Consider the following 20,411-nt stretch of genomic DNA (forward strand, 5'->3'; position numbering starts at 1 on the left):
GAAAAAGGTATTTAGTGGAAACGATTTTCCAGTTCGTCGTCTGTAAGCATGGAAAGGATAGTCTTTCCGTCGGGTGTCAGATTCATGTTAGAACAGAGGAAGAGGGAGGCCAGCAGATGATCCATTTCTTCCGAAGACAGTACTTTCCCTACCGGAATAGCTTGGGCTGAAGCCATGGAAAAAGCAATCATATCACCAATTTCTTCATTTCCTTTGCAACCGGTATCAATGGCCTTTGCTACGATGTCTTTTAGCAATGTAACACAGTCTACGCCTTCCATGCCGTCGGGTATTCCGTTAATAGAATAACTTCCACCTCCTAAATTACTTAGATCAAAACCTGAATAGGAGAGGTCTTCCAACAAGAGAGGCAAGATTGTCTCTTCGGCAGGTGTGAAATCGACAATCGCTGGAAATAACATTTGTTGTGAAGCCGCTTTCTGTTGGCGAATGGATTTCTGGTATTGTTCGAACAGAATTTGCAGATGAGCCCGATGTTGGTCGATAATCGCCATGCCCGACTTCAAGGTTGTTACCAAATACCGGTTCTTGTATTGGAAACAAGGTTTGGCAACCGGTTGTACCGAGGTATTGGTAAACAGAACCTTTTCTTCGGCAGGTTGAACCGGCTTTTCAATAATTTCTTTTTCGATAGGAATGGCACTACCTATTTTTTTCTCTACGATTTCTTCATCCGGAAGTACGGCCGAGCGGTCTGCTTCAAAGCTTTGGTACAGTTCTGTCCAATCGAATGACGGACGTGTATCTGAAGGTGTTGCTTCCCGCTTGAATGGATTGTATTCCGAATGGATTTGTACTTTGGGTGATTCATTCCCGCTGATTTTCTTTTCCGGGTTATAAACCGGAATGTCAATCGCTCCTTCTACATCAAAATCAATGGTAGGAATTGCACTCGACTTCGCCAATGTTTCCCGGACAGCCGCCAGCAGGATTTGCCAAATAGGTTGTTCGTTCTCAAACTTGATTTCCGTTTTGGTCGGATGGATGTTGACATCGATGGTTGCCGGATCCAAGTTGAAGTAGATGAAGTAACTGGGCATTTCACCGGCTGGAATTAATTGGTCGTAGGCTTGCATGACCGCTTTGTGAAAATACGGATGCTTCATAAAACGCCCGTTGACAAAGAAATATTGCAAAGCCCCCCGCTTCTTGGCTGTTTCTGGTTTGCCAACAAAACCATTGATGGAAACCAGTGAGCTCTCGGCTTCTACCGAAAGCAGTTTCTGGTTCAGATTCTTGCCATAGACATTCACGATCCGTTGTCGAAGACCTGATTCCGGCAGGTTCAATATTTCCGTATCATTATGATACAGCGACATGGAAACCGACGGATTTACTAGGGCTATCCGTTCGAATTCCGTAATGATGTTCCGAAATTCCGTGTCGTTTGTCTTCAGGAATTTACGTCGTGCCGGTACATTATAGAAGAGATTCTTGACCGAGAAGATACTCCCTTCCGGACAAGCATCTTCTTCGATGTGTTGTAACTGTGAACCGAAGATTTCCAGACGTGTTCCTAAATCGGCCCCTTTTTGGCGGGTACGAAGTTCTACTTGAGCCACAGCGGCGATTGACGCTAATGCTTCTCCACGGAAACCCATGGTATGAAGGGAAAACAGATCATCTGCTTTGGATATTTTGGAAGTGGCATGGCGCTCAAATGCCATACGGGCATCGGTTTCCGACATTCCTTTCCCGTTGTCGATGACCTGCACCAATGTTTTTCCGGCATCCTTGATTAGGATTTGGATTTGTGTGGCACCGGCATCTATAGCATTCTCGACCAGCTCCTTTACAACCGAAGCCGGTCTTTGAATCACTTCGCCAGCCGCAATCTGATTGGCGATACTGTCAGGCAGAAGATGTATAATGTCGCTCATCTCAGGTAGAAATACCAGAATATGGCAGCCAATATGGCCAATGCCACAATCAGTTTCACATTCTTATATTCACGACTCCGCGAATTGTCCCCTCTGTTCCGGCTCCGTTTCAAGTGCGTTGTACCTTCAATGAAAGTACCTTTTATCTGCGGCTTATAATCTTCTAATGATTCTTCTTCCATTCCTATTTCGCGTTTGATCCGGCGTACACGTTCATCCATTTCCTCTTTATGCGGATCCCAATAAATCGGCTTATGTTCAAACTGCCGAGGTTTACGAACATTATAAAAGGAGAATAATGCCATAATCTTTCTGTTTTAGGATTTGTTCTTAACTTCTTCTCTCGCAAAGATACGACAAAGGACGCTTGCTTTTTCCTAAATAATGTAAAAACCCTTGGGATTTATACCTTCGACAACTCTTCCAACAAGGCTCTTCGGTTACGGTATTGCGTTTGTAACTGTGTAATCAGCTCTGTTGCCATTGGGCAGACTCCTCTTTACTCATGTACAAACTTATTGCTACGTTTGGGCGCATCTTGTACCTTCTTCTTCCGTACTTCGTAGATATCATCTTTGCTGGTGGGGCGCAGATAATCATACCAGAAGAAATCCTTCAGCTCTTTTTGGTCGGGTTTTAAGTCGGGTATCGGCGTCATGGTTCCTTGCGGATTCGGCCAGATCTTCAGCTTGTCGAGTTTGTTATCTTTCAACCAGATCGTGAGGTAACCACTCTTCGTGGCATTCAGTCCCACCATACTACCGTCTTTCTCGATGGGGTAGAAGATGGATTCGGCATTTCCTGCCACATCGATCTGCCGAACTGCCTGCCCGTTGAAATAAGCCTTCAGGTCATTTCCTTTCAATTGATTGTAATAACCCGTATCTACTTGTTGGATAGCAAAGGCAAACTGTTGCACGTGAGCATGATCAATTGTACTGTCTGCCATATAAATCAGGATGGTATCTCCATAGAGCTGGTATTGCTCGTTCCACAGGATCGGGTCGTTATACATATATAAGATGGAGTCGCGCGAATTGAACTGCATAGAATCGCACACGCCTTGTATATCTGTCCGGTAGAAACGCACGCCATAGTAGGCTTTCACTTCGCGATAAGTCGAATCAATTGTTACCATCTGTAAAGTATCTGCATGTAAATAGAGAGTATCACCCTGCGAATACTCTAGGCAGCGGGCACTATCGGTAGCAAAAGCAAAACCAGTCTTCTCGTTGTAGTAGCCATAATCACCCAAAAGCATAATCTTCTGCAGCGTATCGCGGATACACATATTACCAAATACCTCGCCAAAACCTTGTTCCCGGTCGTAAGCGATCGAATCGCCCGTCAGGAAACGATTACCCGAAACTATCTCCGATCGGTCGAGTAACATCGACGTATTATGCACCGTGTCGTACCAGCCTTTGGATGAATGAATCGTACCACTATCCGAGACGATAACCGAAGGTCCTAATATCGTGGAAATCTTGGATTCTGTATTATAATGCAGGGTATCGGAATAGAGGGTAAAATTCGGATTCTCCAATCGGACACTGTCGTTGAAAATAGCCAGTTTGGTAGCCGGACTGTATTGTCCGTAAAACGAAGAAAGCTGGTTCAGTGAATCGACAATCATTCCACCTTCAAAATAGTAACCGATATTGGGTATTCGTTCGTAGTTAAGGCTATCGGTGAATAATGTCACTTGCCGGTTTTCCATGCGGACCAAGTCTCGCAGCCGGGCGATCTGGGTATTCCCGTCATAATACAAGTATTGCCCATAGACAAACAGCGTATCGCCTTGTTCCATTCGTACGTTGCTGAATGCCTCCAACGAATTACTAGCTTCGTAAAAGTAGGCACTATCGCAATACATGTACGAACTGTCATGCCGAAAACACACGTCACCAACCAGAATCTGTGCATCCGGTTTAATATCTTGATCGAACGATAATGTATTGGCATGTTCCAGATAGACTTTTGTCTTCTTGACAGAAACAGAATCTTGCTCTTGGGCCATAAGTGTCCAAGAGCAAGTACATAAGAAAAATATATATAGGAATATGTTTGTCAGTTTCATTCTTTTACCCAACCTGGAAAACGGAAGTCGCAGTTACGCCATCCTTCACTGATGCGTACATACGTAGTTTTTTGCTGTTTACGAATCCAGTCGTTCAGCAGTTCTTCCCTTTTCTTGTTTTCTACAATGGCTTTCAAAGCCTGATAGTCGTCCGCCAAATTCGCTTTATGCGCTTCAGTGCGGGCACGTAATTTAATAATGGCAACCACTTCCTTTTGTGATTTGGTAATCATGCGGAATGGCTTGGAGATATCACCCACTTTCATGTTGTAAACCTCTTTACCTACTTCCTGTGGTAATTCGTGTAATTCGAAGCGAGGTGTGCCCATATTCGCACTTTCATAGTCCGAGTTCACCATCAATCCCTTGTTATTACGAGTATCTTTGTCGTAAGAAAGGAAAGTAGCAGCTTCCTCAAAAGTGAATTTCTTATCCATAATATTTGTATAGATAGAGTCCATACGTGTTGTAGCTTCCAGCAGTTCTTTCTCAGAAACTTCCGGTTTCAACAAGATATGACGGCAGTTGATACGGTCACCACGCTTTTCGATCAATTGGATGATGTGGAAGCCATATTCAGTCTGTACAATCTGTGAGATATGTTTGGAGTCCTTCAAGTTGAAAGCTACATTGGCAAACTCCGGTAATAACTGTGTTTTACTCATGAAACCCAATTCACCACCACGTGCTGCCGATCCTGGATCTTCCGAATACATACGGGCTAATGTAGAAAATTCAAACTTCCCGGAATTGATTTGTTCGGTAAATTCACGTAAGCGAGCCTTGATCGCATCTGTTTCTTCAAATGGAATTTTCGGCTCGATCGTGATGATTTGTACTTCGACCGTCATCGGAATGTTTGGAAGACTATCTTGTGGTAACTGATTGTAATACTTACGAACATCAGCCGGAGTCAATTTGATTTCACCAACCAACTTCTTCTGCATTTCCTGTACAATCTGTTGTTCACGTGTCATCTCGATACGTTCCTCACGGATTTGGGAAATTTTCTTGTTAAAGTACTCTTCCACCTTTTCTTTAGAACCAATCTGTCCGATTGCACTATTGATCCATTGATCTACACTTTGGATCACCTGTGCTTCCGGAACTTCCACACTATCAATTTTAGCTTGATTCAGATAAAGCTTCTGAATGGCCATTTGCTCTGGGATAAAGCAATAAGGATCACCCTCCAGACGTTCTCCGGCGTTCAGCAGATACAAACGCTGAGCCTCAATGTCCGAACGTAAGATGGCATCATCACCAACTACCCACACAATTTCATCAATCACATTATCCTGCGCCTTTGTCAACCATGAAAAGCTCGCCAGAAAAACTGCAAGTAAAACCTTTTTCATTATAGCATCCTTTATTTTTTTGCAAATTAAGGCATTTCTGCGCTAAAAACCACATTTCCGCCTCGAATTGCATCATTATATAATTCTTCTTCAAAATTTTTTAGGAATTGAACCTTCCGCTGATTCACAAGCATGTCTGATATTTGCGTGCTGGCATATTCAAACGGAGCGATTTTCCCTTTGGCTACGTATTCTTCGATATTCAGTAAATAACAGTAGCTGCTATCAGCTGTCTCAACAAACGAATGGGTCCGCAAGAACTCGTTTTCATTGGGTACTTGGATAGGAATGTTTACAAAAACCTCATCAAAGCTAACCCATTTGTCATAGAAATAATCATAAACTACAGCATTTTGAACACTGTATTTTTCTATTTTCTCGATGGATGTTTCAGACGTTGACCGATACCATTTCTTAACTTCGTCCAGATTTGGTGCATCAATCGGAATCTTCAAGAAAAGACCTTTTATCAGACTGTGATCTAATTCAAACTGATCTTGGTTTTCGTCATAGAAATTTCGCTTTTCTTCATCCGTTATATTAGCAGACAACCGTTCGTGTACCAGTTGTTCCTGATATCGGTATCGAACTAATGAACGTCGGTACGAATCTACCAGGCGGTCAATTTCAGCCCGATTCTCATCTCCTAAATTCTGTAATGCAACATCATAGACCAAGTTGTCTTTTACCCATTGTTTGATATAGCTTTCTGCCCACAGCAGACTGTCTGCAGAAGAAATATTTTTAGGAAGAACAGATAAAACATCCTCTTTGGTTAAGGTACGTTCGTTGACTTTTACCAACGTCCCTTTTTGTTGGGTCGTTGCATTCTTTGTACAACTACTCAATCCGATTAGTCCACAGAGTATGTAAAATTCTGTTCTCATGATCGTTTATTTTTTAGCAGCCTTTTTCAACGCTTTCCAATTGATTTCAACTGGATATTTCTCTTTCAGTTCTTTGATCCAGTCTTCTTCCAATTTGGCTTGTTCTTCGGCAGGCTTATTCCAAATCTTCTGATTACTGATGGCAAACAGTAATGTTCCATCTCGATACTCATTCAACAATAGTTTGAATTCCGGATATTTGTTTGTCAGATTCTTACGTTCCATGTTCGTTAAGATATCATGGATACATAAATCTAAAACTTCTTGCATAAAGTCACCTGCATAAGTTTTCACCGAAAAAGGATATTGTTGTATATAAGCTGCAAACTCATTTTGGGCGAAACTGATGGTATCAATGCGCATCAATTCTTTGTTTAAATCTTTGGCTTGTTCGAAGAATTTCGGATTTGTCGGAAAATAGTCATTACAAATCGCCTGTAATTCCGCATAAGCTTCTGGATGAAATACGAATTTGTATTCCTTTTTCATGCGGTCGTCAAAGCTTTTGTGGAGAGCGAAGTTCCATTCTCCCTGCGACATTTGTCGGTACCAAGACTTTTTAATCTCCTCAAACGGTTGAACTCCTAAATTCTTCTCCAGTTTAATGATATGGTAACCGAAACGAGTTTTGACCGGTTTAGAAATATCTCCAGGATTTTTGATGGCAAAAGCTGCTTGTTCAAACTCTGCCACCATTTCTCCCAATCCAAAGACTGGCAATCTGCCTCCTTTTTGAGCAGAGCCTTTATCTGATGAATATTGTTTCGCCAATTCGGCAAAGTCTTTTCCGGAAACAGCCAGTTGATAAACTTCTTCTGCTAGCTTATAGGTCTCTTCTTCTGTACGGGTAATGGAATCCTGAACAAAAGGGATCAATATATGTGAAACCTGACGTCTGCCCGGATTGAGTATTCTACGATTTAATTTGACAATATGAAATCCGAATTTGGTACGGATAGGCATAGATACAGCTCCTTCCGGCATTTGGTAAACATAGTCTTCGAAAGCTTTAACCGTACGCATGGGAAAAAAACTGCGTACCTGCTCGTAACCTACGTGGGTCGAATCTTTTTTCGCTAATTCTGCGCCCACTGCCATAATATCTTCTCCTTTCTGAATCCGTTGGTAAGCTGTTAATGCTTGCTGATAAACGGCGACAGTATCTTTGGAAACAGTTTCTTGGGGTAAGAAGAAAAGAATATGTGTCAAATCAAGAACTTCGTTCAAACGGGTATATTCATCTGAAAGAACTTTTTCTTCTGCGGGGCGATCCGACAGATAGTCGGATGTTAGTTGTGCTTTATACTTATCTAGTTCTTCTTTGAATGATTCGGTTTTGTCTAAACCTTCAGCTTCGGCGTCGGCAACTTTTAATTTATAGATTTTGAATAATTCAACGAACGACTCCAGACTCTTTTGATTGGATAGATCTGTTTCTCCATTCTTTTTAGCTGTAAACAGAAACTCATCTATACTGATCGCTTTGCCTGCGACAGTCATTGCAACAGAATCGCTTGCCGAGTTGGCATAGGCAGATACTGCTACCGCAAAAAGTAACGCTGATACAAAAAACTTTTTCATTAATGAATCTTTTTGATGCTACAATTTTACTCGTACAAAAATACAGTAATTAAACGGACTGATAACCAAAATAGTATTTCAGTCCGTTAAATTAGTGTTTTTTATCAAATGAAGCATCAATTTGCCATTTCAGAAAGGAACTTGATACGTACCAGGCGGATTTCTTCTTCCGTGTAATCTCCACCTAATTCTTCAATTGCTTCTTCCAGATCATCGGTTTCTGAATCCTTGAAATATTCATAAATATCTTCAATATGATCTTCATCCATGACGTCATTCAAGAAGTAATCGATGTTGATACGTGTACCTGAATAAACGATAGCTTCCACTTCATCCAGCAGTTCACCAAACTCAAGTCCTTTTGATACGGCTATGTCATCAAGAGCTACTTTGCGGTCAATACTCTGTACGATTGAAACTTTCAGTTTAGATTTGTTGGCAACGGTTTTGACACGCAAATCTTCTGGTCGTTCAATCTCGTTTTCTTCCACATGACGTTTGATTAGTGCAATGAATTCAGCTCCGTAACGTTTTGCTTTACCTGCTCCTACACCCGGTATGTTCTGTAATTCTTCCAGTGTGATCGGATAGGTAGTAGCCATTGCTTCCAAGGATGGATCCTGGAAGATAACAAAAGGAGGTACTTCCAACCGCTTGGATAATTTCTTTCTCAAATCCTTCATCATTGAATAAAGAACAGGATCGACAGCACAAGATGCTCCTCCGCGTACTGGGATTTCTTCCTCTTCTTCTTCAAACTCATGATCCTCGGTAATCTTGAAAGAAACCGGCTTCTTCATGAACTCTTTACCTTTTGGTGTGATTTTGAGCAGGCCATAGTTCTCGATGTCTTTTTCCAGATAACCGGCAATCAAGGCCTGACGTATCACTGCATTCCAAATCTTTTCATCTTCGTCTTGTCCGGAGCCGAATACTTCCAATTCGTTGTGTTTATATGACTGAATTTCGGAAGTTTCATTTCCTACCAACATGTTGACGATATATTCTGCTTTAAATTTCTCTTTTAGCGTACTGATGACTTCCAGTACTGCACCCAATAATTCTTTAGCTTCCACTTGTTTTTTCGGATTCAAACAATTATCACAATTACCACAATTATCTTCAGGATATTCTTCTCCAAAATAATGGAGCAATACTTTTCTGCGGCAGACAGAAGTTTCTGCATATGCCGCTGTTTCCAATAATAATTGCTTACCTATTTCTTGTTCGGCTACAGGTTTTCCTTGCATAAACTTTTCCAGTTTTTGCAGGTCCTTATATGAATAAAAGGCCAAACAATGTCCTTCACCTCCATCTCGTCCGGCTCGCCCTGTCTCCTGATAATAGCCTTCCAGACTTTTGGGGATATCGTAATGGATGACATATCGTACATCCGGTTTATCAATACCCATACCAAAAGCTATTGTTGCTACGATCACATCAACCTGTTCCATCAAAAAAGCATCTTGATTAGCCGACCGAACTTGTGAGTCCATTCCTGCATGATATGGTAAAGCTTTGATACCATTAGCTTTTAGGATATCGGCAAACTCTTCTACTTTTTTGCGGCTCAGACAATAAATGATTCCGGATTTTCCTTCGTTCGATTTAATGAACTTGATGATATCCCGGTCCACATTGGCTGTTTTGGGGCGAACTTCATAGTAAAGATTGACACGGTTGAAAGATGATTTGAATACGGCTGCATCTGTCATTCCCAAGTTCTTCTGAATGTCATGTTGTACTTTAGGGGTAGCTGTTGCTGTCAAAGCAATGAGCGGACGTTTACCGATTTCGTTGATGATCGGACGAATCCGACGGTATTCAGGACGGAAATCGTGTCCCCATTCAGAGATACAATGAGCTTCATCGACTGCGTAAAACGAAATCTTTACTTGGCGAAGAAATTCTACGTTTTCTTCTTTGGTCAAAGATTCAGGAGCTACGTATAGCAGCTTTGTTTTACCGGATAATATGTCTTCTTTGACTTGGTCTATGGCAGATTTGCTTAATGAAGAATTGATAAAATGGGCAACGCCGTCTTCTTCACTAAAATTACGCATGGCATCCACCTGATTCTTCATCAAGGCTATAAGGGGAGAAACAACAATAGCTGTTCCTTCCATTAACAAGGAGGGCAACTGGTAACACAAAGATTTACCTCCTCCGGTAGGCATCAATACAAACGTATCATTACCTGCCAGTACATTTTCTATAATCGCTTTCTGATTTCCCTTGAATGTATCGAAACCAAAATGCTTTTTCAATGCCTCTGTCAATTTATCTTTTTTTGCCATACTCAATATTATTAGAAATAGGTTTACTCTTAATTATCTCCTACAATTTGCAATCGGTTTACATCTGATTTAGCAAACTGTTCTTTTGCATATTCCAATGTTACATGGAATTCTGTCTTGTTCTCTGATGGCATGCTGTACATGGCATCCATCATGATTGCTTCTACAATTGAACGTAGTCCTCTGGCTCCCAATTTGAATTCGAGTGCTTTATCTACTACGAATTCATAAACGTCTTCATCAAACGAAAGTTGAATGTTATCCATTGCAAACAATTTAATGTATTGTTTGATGATTGAGTTCTTTGGTTCCGTAAGAATATTACGCAGAGCCACCCGGTCTAACGGATTCAGATAGGTCAGGATCGGCAAACGTCCAATGATTTCGGGTATTAAACCGAAAGACTTCAAGTCGGTCGGCGTGATGTATTTCAACATATTGTTCCGATCAACCTGGGCCGTATCCTTACTTGCCGCATATCCTACAACTCGCGTATTCAATCGTTGTGCAATTTTCTTTTCAATACCGTCAAAAGCTCCACCGCAGATGAATAAAATATTTTTGGTATCAACCGGAATCATTTTCTGCTCCGGATGTTTTCTACCTCCTTGAGGTGGAACATTCACAATCGAACCTTCCAAGAGCTTCAACAAACCTTGTTGTACGCCTTCTCCGCTGACATCACGTGTAATGGATGGATTATCTCCTTTACGAGCGATTTTGTCGATCTCGTCAATAAAGACGATACCGCGTTCTGCTGCTTCTACATCATAGTCGGCTGCCTGTAATAAGCGGGTCAGAATACTTTCGATATCTTCTCCCACATAACCGGCTTGTGTCAGAACCGTTGCGTCAACAATCGCAAAAGGCACGTGTAATAATTTCGCAATAGTTCGGGCCAGTAATGTTTTTCCAGTACCGGTTGAACCAACCATGATGATGTTCGATTTCTCAATTTCAACGTCATCCGAAGTTTCTTCTTGCATCAGTCGTTTATAATGATTGTACACTGAAACTGCCAGATAACGTTTGGCTTCATCCTGACCTATGATATATTGGTCAAGGAAGGTTTTAATATCTTCTGGTTTGGGTAAATCTTTTCGGTCTAAATCCAGTTTTGATTTTTTCTTACCCAGCTGCTCTTTTACAATTTCGTACGCTTGAGTGGCGCATTCATTACAAATGCAACCAGACATTCCGTTGATCATTAAATCAACATCACGACTGCTTCGTCCACAAAACGTACACGTATCGCCTGCTTTGGCCATAATCTTTCTTTTTTAGTTTTTCTGTAAATTTACAATCTTTATTTGGGTAAGGACTTATTTCCGAGTTAAGATTTCATCAATCATGCCATAATCCTTGGCTTCCTGTGCTGTCATCCAAAAATCTCGGTCACTGTCTCGTTCTACTTCTTCAAAAGGTTTTCCTGAATGATCGGAAATGATGGTATATAATTCCTTTTTAACTTTCAATATTTCGCGAGCAGTAATTTCGATATCAGAAGCTTGACCTTGAACGCCTCCTAATGGCTGATGGATCATGACTCTTGAATGTTTCAAGGCAAAACGTTTTCCCTTGGTTCCAGCTACCAGCAATACGGATGCCATAGATGCTGCGATACCTGTACAAATGGTAGAGACATCAGATCCGATGAATTGCATGGTGTCGTAAATGCCATATCCTGCATATACCGAACCACCCGGTGAATTGATATAAATAGAAATATCTTTGCCTGGATCGCTTGAATCCAGATACAATAATTGCGCTTGAATAACATTGGCCGTATAATCATCTATCTGAGTTCCCAGAAAGATAATCCGGTCCATCATCAAACGAGAGAAAACGTCCATTTGGGCAACATTAAGCTGACGTTCCTCTATAATGGTCGGTGAAATATAACTGCTTGTTATATTCATGTAACTATCAAGAGCCGTTCCGCTCATTCCCAAATGTTTAGTTGCATACTTTCTAAAATCTTCCATACTAGTTTTGTTAATCATAAATCCGAGAAGAAAACACATGAAAAAAGGATTCCTCCTTTTTATACTTAACGGATAAACAAAGTTATAAATAAATTTCTGAAAGAAACAATTTATTTGTATCTCCGATAAAATATTTTCAGGAAAAATCCTTTTCTAATGAACCCTTTTATTACAAAAGGGAAGAACTGCATTATTCAAAAAGTTTAGCAAACTCTTCTGCAGTCAATTCTTTCAAATCGATTGTTACTTTTTCTTTCAAGCAAGCTGCCAGTTTTTCTTCCATGGCACGATCTACGATATTCTGAACTGTTTCTTTGTTTTTCAACATTTCTTTTGAATAGTTGTCAAGAACATCTTCAGGGATCGATAACATACCATACTGAGCGAACTGAGCTTTAGCAACACGTTTAGCGAAGCCTTCGATGTCTGCATCTTCCAGTTTCAGGTTGTTTTCTTTAACCAGGCTTTCTTTGATCAACTGATAAGTCAAATCGCTAAGGATGTTAGAGAATTCGCTTTCGATCTTTTCAGCAGTGTTCTTTTCGCTTGCTAATAATAACCAGCGTTTCAAGATATCATCAGCAAACTTCAATTCGCCAGCTTTCTGTACAAGAATTTCGCGTGCATCCAATAAGAACTTGTAGTCGCTCTGCGGAGTGAATTGTTCAGCCAAAGCTTCTTTGATCTTTTCTTTGAATTCTTCTTCGCTTGTTACTACATTTTCACCGAATACCTTGTCGAATAATTCCTGATTCAATTCTGCGTTCTTATGACGAGTGATTTCAGTGATTTCGAAGCTGAAGTCTCCAGTTAATTCAGCAACTTTAGCTTTGTCAACATGCAGGAAGTTGGCAATTTCAGCTTCAGCACCTTCGAATGCCTTGCTCGGGTTGAATACGATAACAGAATTGTTCTTTGCTCCGATGAATTTAGCCTTTTCGTCTGCATCTTTAATGAACTGAGGCATCAGGACTGCGTTTTCAACAACGATACCACCTTCTTTCGGTGAACCGTTTTCCAATTCAGCAACAGTACCTTTTACTAAATCCTTTTCTTCAACTTCTTCAACCTTTTCATAAGTACCGAAGTTAGCTGTATAAGCTTCAACTTGCTTATTCAGCATTTCGTCGTCGATCTTTACCTGATAGTAAGTCAACGTATCATCTTTGCTCAGGTTGATGTTGATGGCAGGAGCCAAAGCAACATCGAAGTTGAATACGAAATCTTCCTGCTTGTCGAAATCAACAACAGAAGGTTCAGCTTCGCTGGCCATCGGTTCACCCAACACTTTGATATTATTTTCACGGATATACTTGAACAGGTTTTCTGAAACGATCTTGTTCACTTCTTCCAGTAACGCCTGTTTTCCATACATCTTCTTAACCATACCCATAGGCACCATTCCTTTACGGAAGCCCGGCATATTAACTTTCTGACGCAGTCCGCGCAAGCTTTTTTCAACGCTATCTGCATAGTCAGACTTTACAATTTCTAAACGGATGATTCCACGTACAGAATCATTGTTGATAAAAGAAACGTTCATTCTGAATGATTTATTTAATTAATATTCGATTCAATTTTTAGGGTGCAAAATTAGGTTTATTCTTTTAATATCGCAAATTGTTTTCCTAAATTGTTCTAATCAAGGGGATTTTATTTGTGATTTCGTAGGACTAAAATTAAAATATGTGCCGCCTTTTTATCAAAACACGCCAGCTCTTGCTGAAAATCCGGCGGATTTGAAAATAAAACCAACGGGAATCATTTTCAAATCTCGTTAGTTTCGTTTTTAATTCTCAAGACTCCCATTTTACTGGATATTAAATGGGGAAAAGATCTTTTAGGACATAGAACGTAACCGTTTTTGTATAAAAAGCCTGTTACAAGAAGGAATAACCAATCTTATAACAGGCTTTTTTATGCAATAGACAATATCCTTTTACCAACCGGTAGGTTGATCAATATTCGGATTTGCGGTTTCTTCTTGCTGTGGCAATGGCCAAGAATCATATTTCGGGAAAATACAATTTCGTGTTTCTATCAAAATAAATGCATTTTCGGAAGGATTCCAAGCTCCTTGAATAGGACCTGTCATTGTTTCTGGACCTATTTCCCAACGACGGATGTCATCATATCGTTTCCCTTCAAAACAGAATTCTACCCGACGTTCACGGCGATAAAGTTCACGAACTTTTTCCTGTGAATTATATACTGATTTATCCATGTTGGGTAGTCCAGCACGCTGACGGATCATATTGATATACTTCTCAACATCCGGATTTTGCCAATCTCCTGTTTCTACTAAACATTCAACATAATCCAGTAGTACTTCGGCGTATCGATAAATAACAAAGTCTAAGGAACCGTACCCTGTTGAACGGTCATTTTCGTCAATGTATTTCTTCATCAGATAACCGGAAGGTGAAGCTCCCACTTGACCGAAGTAGTCACCACTGCCCGGATCGAACGGAGAATATGTATAATTCGAGATCGCTGAATTATCTCCAGGCAACATGATTGTTGCTTTGAATCGAGGATCACGTTCTTTATATAACGGGTCTTTCTCGAATTTTTGTCGTTCGTCTGCTGGTAGTGATTGGATCGTCTTTCCGTCGATGGTCTCATAAGTGTCGATTAATGTCTTTAATGGAGCTGCACAACCTTGCCCACTTAAACTCGCCGTCATAAAACGGAACCATGTATCGTTAGCACCGTCTTTTGTAAAGAAGATACGTTCTTTGTTCTGTTCACCTACATAGGTAAATAGATTCCGATAATTGGCACTTGGATCTGTTGCGTTGTTTTCTGTATCATAATACAGCTCAAATACTCCCGAATCAATTAATTGTTTCGCAGCAGCCATGGCTACATCATACTTCTTGAACTGGAAGTTGATATCCATTTTCATAGCTAGAACAACTGCTTTACTGATTCGATCACGACGTCCTTCATCCCACAAGAACGGAAATGCTTCATCATTCTGGATTTGTAGTACTTCATCAAATTCTTGATTGATGAAGGCCAAACATTCATCTATTGTATTACGGGCTAGCATGTTTTCAGTTGGAGTTACACTCGTTTTTACAATAGGAATGCCATCATGTCTGCCATACCATCTCAATAAATTCATGTGATACCAAGTACGCCAGACACGAGCTTCTACTTTCATTCTAATTCTTTCGTCTTCATCTGAAAAGTATGCTGCATCCACATGTTCTAAGAAACGGCAACATCTACGAATTAAAGTGTAATAATTCTGCCATGTGTTAAATATGTCTTCCCATGGACTTGGTGCATTGTTTGATGTTGGAGCAACCATAGAACCATTTCCCATCATCACAATACGTTGTTCGAAGTTGGATTGGAAATACATGTTATCTGTCATTCCTTCCATACACATGATACTTAGATTAGAAGCACCATGTCCTCCTCTAAACCAGCTTCTACATTGTCCTAGAGCATTCTCACATTCATTCATGGTTTTCCAGAATTTTTCATCTGTTGTACCTGTGGGATGATCTCGTGTGAGAAAATCTTCACAACTCGTTGTTCCTGCTACTAGTAAGCAAGAAAGTCCCCAAATTTTAATCCAATTATTTCGTTTCATATGATTCATGTTAAAAAGTACGATTAGAAATTCAAACTAAGTCCTAATGAATAGGTTTTAATTAACGGATAAGATCCCATTTGACCTCTACTTTCCGGATCGACTAAATTTTCTTTGGCAAATGTAAACGGATTTTGTACGTTGGCATACACGCGGATATTGGATATACCAATTTTCTTTAATCCCATTTGATCAAAGTTATAACCTAACTGGATGTATTTTACGCGACAATAACTTGCATCGAAATGCCAGAAGTCGGATGTATGGTGGTTATTACCATACGATGAGTTCGGAGCCATACGAGGATAGCGGGCATCTGTGTTTTCAGGTGTCCAATAATCGGTTTGGAATGCCATTGGGGTTTGTCCATCTCCACTCATATTCAAACCGAATGAATAAGGTTCTCCGTAATATGCATCTACACCTTGTACCCCTTGGAACAATACTTCCAGGTTCCATTTTCTGTAGTTAAGCGATAGATTTGCAAAATAGTTCAAATTAGGTTGTTCGTCTCCACGAATTACACGGTCTTCTGTAGAAATACGTCCGTCTCCATTCTGATCCACATAGTGAATATCACCGGGTTTTTGTCCGTCGAAAATAACGACACCATCTTTAGGAACTAACTCTCCCGATGCATCTGTTGTAAAGTCATCTTCTTGTAATAGTCCATCTGTTGGATAAACATAGAAACTATTCAGTGCATAACCTACTTGATGGATTCTATCTCCATGGTCATAAGGTGCACCGTATAATTCTTCGATCTTATTCTTGTTCTGAGATAAACCTCCGTGAATGTTAAAGCTGAAATCTTTTGTAAGCTGTTTACCATAATTAATGTCTAATTCCCAACCACGGTTTCTAACTTTACCAGCATTCAGTGGAACAGAACCTAATCCTCCAATATAAGAAATTGGTGGCGTGATAATCATGTCATTCGTCAACTTATCGTAGTAATCGAATGTGATAGCCAGATCTTTGAATACGCGGATATCAGTACCCACATTCAGCATTTGTACGGTTTCCCAAGTGATGTCTGGATTTCCAAAAACTGTTTCGTTACCATTCCCTGCATCGATCAATGTTTGGTATTTGTATAAACCGATGTTTTCATTACCTAATAAACCGTAAGAAGCACGTAATTTGAATTCATTGATCTTGTTTTTTAGTGGTTTCATGAATGCTTCCTCATGCAAGTTCCAACCAGCTCCTACAGAGGGAAATATACCATATTTATTCCCTTTGCCAAAACGAGAAGAACCATCACGACGTACAGTTGCTTCTAACAAGTAACGACTGTCGAATGTATAGTTTGCTTTCGCAAATAAGGAAACCATTGCCCATTGATCCCAGTCTCCACTATTGGTCAGTTCCTGGTTGTAACCTCCAATGGCAAACAAACGATGTTTGTTTTTTTCATAAGTATATTCTACTGTACCTCCCAAGTAGTAATAACTCCAACGGTTTTTGCTTGCACCATAATCTGCACTCCATGTCTGAAGGAAGGCTCCTGTTTTATAATCGAAGAAGTTATAAGCTTCTTTTTTGTTTCGGGTCGCACTACTACTAATCTGATAAGCATATTGACCACGAACGATCAAATGTGGAATAATCTCCCAACGCGGTGCAATATTAATATTGATATTATCTTCCAAAGATGTGTAAGTACCACCTCTTTCCAAGATCGCAGCCGGATTTCGTTGTTCGGGTCGGTTTCCGTAATAAACAATGTCACTTCCTTCTTTCATTGGGTAATGAATGGCTGTGATAGGTGGAGTTCGATAGATATAAGTAAAGATATCACCTCCGTTATTAAACAATGGCTGTTCACGGTTTGTTCTATATGAATTGAAGTCCATGTTTACAGATAAATTGTCTAATAAGTTTACTGTCGTATTAGCACGAATATTCAATCGGTTAGAATTGGTATTGTCTACTAAACCTTGATTGTCCAGATAATTTACTGTTAAAGCAAAACGAGCTAAGTTACCACCGCCTGAAACAGCAACAGAATGATTCTGTACAGTTCCTGTGTGGAATAACCAGTCTGCCCAATCTGTATCAGGATAATTAATAGGATCTGTATGGTTACGTGTTGCTTCAATTGCTTCTTTAGAATAAGGAGCTGTTCCCCCTATATTTAAATTCGCAGCATTTACCATTTCCATATAAGTAGCTCCATCAACGAACTCAGGCAAGTATGTAGCTTCCTGAATACCGAAGTAACCATTATATGAAATACTTACTTTTCCTGGCATACCACGTTTTGTCTTGACTACGATCACACCATTCGCTGCTCTTGCTCCATAAATGGCTGCGGCAGCAGCATCTTTCAGTACCGTTATACTTTCAATCGTATTTGGATCCAGTTGGTTCATGTCCATAGGAATACCATCTACCAGTACCAACGGGTCATTGTTGGTTTCCAGAGATGAAATACCTCGAATCTTAATGGTTGCGCCATCTGCACCAGGCATACCAGATCCTTGTGATACGTTGATACCGGTAATACCTCCTTGTAAAGATTGAGAAATGTTTGTAATTGGTTTTGTAGATAGATTCTGAGTGACATCCAATGCTGAAACAGATGAGATAGAATTTAACTTCTTTTCTTCAGATAGACCGGTTACCACCACTGCGTCCAATTCTGCTGATTCGGCAGTTAAAGAAACTGTTAAGTTACTGATTTCTCTGGATACAACGTGTTCATAGTCTTTGAATCCGACGTATTTAAAGACTAAGATATCTCCTCTTTTGGCTTTAATACTAAAATAACCGTTGTTATCACTGATTGTTCCAATCGTTGTTCCTTTGATAACAATATTTACACCAGCTAATGGATAAGGAGGTTCGGTGTTTTCCATGACCTGACCTTGGATAGTCCATTGCCTATCGTCGGCAACTGCTTTTGTTGAAGAAATGTTCTCGTTATTGGTTCTTCTGGCAATTGCAATGTAATTATCAACTTGTTTAAAGGTATATTCATCGCCTAAAACGATAGCTAAAGCTTCTTTTATATCTGTTGTTTTGAAATCTACAGATACTTGTCTTTTATTTAATACGACATCATTGCTATAAGCTATTTTTATACCTGTCTGTTGGGATATTTCATCTAAAACTTCTTCGAGGGTTGCATTTTTATATGTAATGTTTAAACTATATGTTTCTTCAAAAACAGAATTAGACGCCCATAATTCAGAAGAAGTACTGGCTAAAACTCCACTCAATGAAGCTATAAAAAAGGATCGTCTCAGATTATTCTTTGTCACATCTAATAAGAGACATTTTCTTCTTTTATTTACCATAAAAATAAGATTTATAGGTTAAAAATGTAATGATAGATTTATTTATTCGTTTTATTGTAATGCTTTGATACAAAAAGTGCTTTCATGATTTTTCTTATTTCATAGACCTCCTTTCTCTAATGATTTTTCACTGCGTACATTAATACGTTTATCTTTATATTCAAGCTTGATATTCGATGTATAACTGATAATTTCTAATACTTTACTTAAATCGTCTTCCCGATCTATTATGATGGAAAATCGTTTTTCTCCCATTAAGGCATCTTCATAGGCGACGGAAAAATCGTACCAGCGATGTAGTTTCTTTAAAATATCATCAAGACGTGCATTTTTGAAAATGTATTTATTGTCTTTCCAAGAAGTGAACAATTCTGTGTCTACTTTTTCTATATTGACAGTCTGATGAAATTCGCTTAAAGACAATTGTTCCGAAGGTGTTATCTGATAAGTTCCTTTCTGAGCGACATTAACTTCTACGGATCCACTGACCAGAGTAACACTTTCTGTCTTATCTTCTTCGTAGTTAGATATATTGAAAGATGTTCCTAGTACTTTTATATCCATGTTTTCTAATTCAACAATAAATGGTTTTTGAGCATCTTTTGCTACATCAAAGAAGGCTTCACCTTTGAGTTTTACTTTTCTTTGATCGCCATTGAAATTGGTTGGATAGGTTAGTTCTGTTTCTGCATTTAGCCATACATGTGTACCATCTGCTAATAATAGGTCATAGGTTTTCCCTTTGGGTATGACTAGGCGATGCTGTACTTCTGTTGTTTCGTTATCTGTTTCTTGGTTGTCAGACTTATAGGAAATACTGGCATCTTTTTTATGAATGGTTGCATAGTTTTTCTGCAAAGAAAAGGAGTCTTTTTGTAAAGACACTTTTTCTCCGTTTTCTAAGATTAATACAGGTTCGTTTGTTTGATTAACTTCTAACTGGTTTGTTAATAGGTCCGTCTCTTTGCTGCTCTTGCTTGGACCAAAGGTGTTTAAGATAACTAGTAAAGCAATGATGGCAGCGGCAGCATAAGATATCCATCGTAAATAAGAGAAACGAGATGTTTTTCTTTGTCTGATAGTCTTTGCCTGAAGTTTTCCCCAGGCTGCATCTACGTCAAATAAAAGTTGTTTATTATCTTGTTTGGATGGTTTTGCCACATATTTATATAGGCATTGCATCTTCTCAAAATAATCTCTATTTGCCTCCGATTCATTGATCCATTTTTGTACAAGCTGAATCTCTTCAGAAGAGGCTTCTCCTGATAAGACGGCTACTATGTATTGTTCAATATGTTTATAACCCGTTGGCGGAATTAAATTGATAAAATAAATATGTATAAAAGGTTGTGCTTATCGCTGATTATTAGTAGATTAGAAGTGATCAAACTATTAATTTACAATAAAGCT

General features: G+C 39.6%; 13 protein-coding genes. All 13 read right to left on the reverse strand.

What is annotated here, in order from left to right:
* Positions 1-11: 11 nt before the first annotated feature.
* The 13 genes from mutL to MUN53_RS10470 all read right to left on the reverse strand — a co-directional run bounded on the left by mutL (position 12) and on the right by MUN53_RS10470 (position 20,162).
* Positions 12-1,901 carry a DNA mismatch repair endonuclease MutL gene (gene mutL, locus MUN53_RS10410; protein ID WP_243325363.1) on the reverse strand — a complete coding sequence of 630 codons (1,890 nt, stop codon included), beginning with the start codon at positions 1,899-1,901 and terminating at the stop codon, positions 12-14.
* Positions 1,898-2,206 carry a hypothetical protein gene (locus MUN53_RS10415; RefSeq protein WP_243325364.1) on the reverse strand — a complete coding sequence of 103 codons (309 nt, stop codon included), beginning with the start codon at positions 2,204-2,206 and terminating at the stop codon, positions 1,898-1,900. The genes mutL and MUN53_RS10415 overlap by 4 nt, the downstream gene beginning before the upstream one ends.
* Positions 2,207-2,400: 194 nt before the next feature.
* Positions 2,401-3,921 carry an OstA-like protein gene (locus MUN53_RS10420; protein WP_243325365.1) on the reverse strand — a complete coding sequence of 507 codons (1,521 nt, stop codon included), beginning with the start codon at positions 3,919-3,921 and terminating at the stop codon, positions 2,401-2,403.
* Positions 3,922-3,977: 56 nt separating this feature from the next.
* Positions 3,978-5,339 carry a peptidylprolyl isomerase gene (locus tag MUN53_RS10425; protein WP_243325366.1) on the reverse strand — a complete coding sequence of 454 codons (1,362 nt, stop codon included), beginning with the start codon at positions 5,337-5,339 and terminating at the stop codon, positions 3,978-3,980.
* Positions 5,340-5,365: 26 nt separating this feature from the next.
* Complete coding sequence (locus MUN53_RS10430) at positions 5,366-6,226, reverse strand: peptidylprolyl isomerase (RefSeq protein WP_243325367.1); 861 nt, start codon at positions 6,224-6,226, stop codon at positions 5,366-5,368.
* A gap of 6 nt (positions 6,227-6,232) precedes the next feature.
* Complete coding sequence (locus MUN53_RS10435) at positions 6,233-7,807, reverse strand: peptidylprolyl isomerase (RefSeq protein ID WP_243325368.1); 1,575 nt, start codon at positions 7,805-7,807, stop codon at positions 6,233-6,235.
* A gap of 116 nt (positions 7,808-7,923) precedes the next feature.
* Positions 7,924-10,104 carry a DNA helicase RecQ gene (gene recQ / locus MUN53_RS10440; protein WP_022455757.1) on the reverse strand — a complete coding sequence of 727 codons (2,181 nt, stop codon included), beginning with the start codon at positions 10,102-10,104 and terminating at the stop codon, positions 7,924-7,926.
* Between the two features lie 29 nt (positions 10,105-10,133).
* Positions 10,134-11,372 (reverse strand): ATP-dependent Clp protease ATP-binding subunit ClpX, encoded by a 1,239-nt coding sequence (gene clpX / locus MUN53_RS10445; RefSeq protein ID WP_022455756.1) that lies wholly within the window; start codon positions 11,370-11,372, stop codon positions 10,134-10,136.
* A 54-nt stretch (positions 11,373-11,426) separates the two neighbouring features.
* Positions 11,427-12,089 carry an ATP-dependent Clp endopeptidase proteolytic subunit ClpP gene (clpP, locus tag MUN53_RS10450; protein ID WP_022455755.1) on the reverse strand — a complete coding sequence of 221 codons (663 nt, stop codon included), beginning with the start codon at positions 12,087-12,089 and terminating at the stop codon, positions 11,427-11,429.
* Between the two features lie 190 nt (positions 12,090-12,279).
* Positions 12,280-13,632, reverse strand: coding sequence for a trigger factor (tig, locus tag MUN53_RS10455; RefSeq protein WP_243325369.1), 1,353 nt, complete (start codon positions 13,630-13,632; stop codon positions 12,280-12,282).
* Between the two features lie 396 nt (positions 13,633-14,028).
* On the reverse strand, positions 14,029-15,696 hold the full coding sequence (locus tag MUN53_RS10460; protein WP_243325370.1) for a RagB/SusD family nutrient uptake outer membrane protein: 1,668 nt from the start codon (positions 15,694-15,696) through the stop codon (positions 14,029-14,031).
* 23 nt (positions 15,697-15,719) lie between these two features.
* On the reverse strand, positions 15,720-19,001 hold the full coding sequence (locus tag MUN53_RS10465; RefSeq protein WP_243325371.1) for a TonB-dependent receptor: 3,282 nt from the start codon (positions 18,999-19,001) through the stop codon (positions 15,720-15,722).
* Between the two features lie 99 nt (positions 19,002-19,100).
* Entirely contained in the window at positions 19,101-20,162 is a 1,062-nt protein-coding gene (locus MUN53_RS10470) for a FecR family protein (RefSeq protein WP_243325372.1), read from the reverse strand.
* Positions 20,163-20,411: the final 249 nt, after the last annotated feature.

The sequence above is a fragment of the Parabacteroides faecalis genome (assembly GCF_022809355.1).
Classification (GTDB): domain Bacteria; phylum Bacteroidota; class Bacteroidia; order Bacteroidales; family Tannerellaceae; genus Parabacteroides; species Parabacteroides faecalis.

What these genes read in the sequence shown, in the direction of transcription:
- tig (WP_243325369.1), bottom strand. Translation starts at nt 13,632, where the DNA reads ATGAACGTTTCTTTTATCAACAATGATTCTGTACGTGGAATCATCCGT.
- mutL (WP_243325363.1), bottom strand. Translation starts at nt 1,901, where the DNA reads ATGAGCGACATTATACATCTTCTGCCTGACAGTATCGCCAATCAGATT.
- MUN53_RS10420 (WP_243325365.1), bottom strand. Translation starts at nt 3,921, where the DNA reads ATGGCCCAAGAGCAAGATTCTGTTTCTGTCAAGAAGACAAAAGTCTAT.
- recQ (WP_022455757.1), bottom strand. Translation starts at nt 10,104, where the DNA reads ATGGCAAAAAAAGATAAATTGACAGAGGCATTGAAAAAGCATTTTGGT.
- clpP (WP_022455755.1), bottom strand. Translation starts at nt 12,089, where the DNA reads ATGGAAGATTTTAGAAAGTATGCAACTAAACATTTGGGAATGAGCGGA.
- clpX (WP_022455756.1), bottom strand. Translation starts at nt 11,372, where the DNA reads ATGGCCAAAGCAGGCGATACGTGTACGTTTTGTGGACGAAGCAGTCGT.
- MUN53_RS10415 (WP_243325364.1), bottom strand. Translation starts at nt 2,206, where the DNA reads ATGGCATTATTCTCCTTTTATAATGTTCGTAAACCTCGGCAGTTTGAA.
- MUN53_RS10435 (WP_243325368.1), bottom strand. Translation starts at nt 7,807, where the DNA reads ATGAAAAAGTTTTTTGTATCAGCGTTACTTTTTGCGGTAGCAGTATCT.
- MUN53_RS10425 (WP_243325366.1), bottom strand. Translation starts at nt 5,339, where the DNA reads ATGAAAAAGGTTTTACTTGCAGTTTTTCTGGCGAGCTTTTCATGGTTG.
- MUN53_RS10460 (WP_243325370.1), bottom strand. Translation starts at nt 15,696, where the DNA reads ATGAAACGAAATAATTGGATTAAAATTTGGGGACTTTCTTGCTTACTA.
- MUN53_RS10430 (WP_243325367.1), bottom strand. Translation starts at nt 6,226, where the DNA reads ATGAGAACAGAATTTTACATACTCTGTGGACTAATCGGATTGAGTAGT.
- MUN53_RS10465 (WP_243325371.1), bottom strand. Translation starts at nt 19,001, where the DNA reads ATGGTAAATAAAAGAAGAAAATGTCTCTTATTAGATGTGACAAAGAAT.